The sequence below is a fragment of the Euryhalocaulis caribicus genome (genome assembly GCF_000412185.1).
GTDB lineage: Bacteria > Pseudomonadota > Alphaproteobacteria > Caulobacterales > Maricaulaceae > Euryhalocaulis > Euryhalocaulis caribicus.
The window spans coordinates 1-743 of sequence record NZ_ASJA01000039.1; the positions used below are offsets into that span (position 1 = coordinate 1).

General features: G+C 65.8%; 1 protein-coding gene. It reads left to right on the forward strand.

Going from position 1 to position 743, the window contains the following annotated elements; all coding sequences use genetic code 11:
* On the forward strand, nucleotides 1–708 hold a 708-nt coding region (locus L338_RS16085), incomplete at its 5' end, for a calcium-binding protein (RefSeq protein WP_022699441.1).
* Nucleotides 709–743 lie beyond the last annotated feature (35 nt).

Below are 743 nucleotides of genomic sequence, written 5' to 3' on the forward strand. Positions count from 1 at the left end.
GGCAACGACCTTCTGGTCGGCGCGACCGGTTCCGACACGATCAACGGCAATGGCGGCAATGACGTGCTGTACGGCCTGTCCGGCTCCGACCTGATCTATGGCGGCGGCGGCAACGACACCGTCTTTGGCGGCACCGGCGGCGACACCGTTTACGGCAATGGCGGCAACGACGTGCTGTATGGCGGCTCCGGTTCTGACAACCTGGCCGGCAACACCGGCAACGACGTCATCTATGGCGGCTCCGGCGCTGACAGCATCTTCGGCGACGGCGCTCCGGGTCAATCCGGCGCTGACACGCTGTTCGGCGGCGCCGGCGGCGACGCCATCAATGGCGGCGCCGGCAACGACGTCATCTATGGCGGTCTGGGCGCTGACCTGCTGACCGGCGGCGATGACGCCGACACCTTCGTCTACACCTCCGCGGCCGAATCCAATGGCCCGGTCCTGGTGTCCGCTGACCTGATCAGCGCGTTCGACGAAGATGAAGACACGGTCGACCTGTCCGCGATCGACGCCGACGACAACACGTCGGGCGATCAGGCCTTCACCGTCGTGACCGCCTTCACCGGCACGTCCGGCGAGCTGGTCATCTCTGTCACCGGCGCGTCCACCTGGACGATCTTCGGCGACACGAATGGCGACGGCATTGCCGACCTGACGATCGGCGGCTCCGGTGAGATCATCACCGCCGGCAACATCGTTCTGTAAGCCCCCGCATCTTACGGAACTTTTGGAAGGGCCCT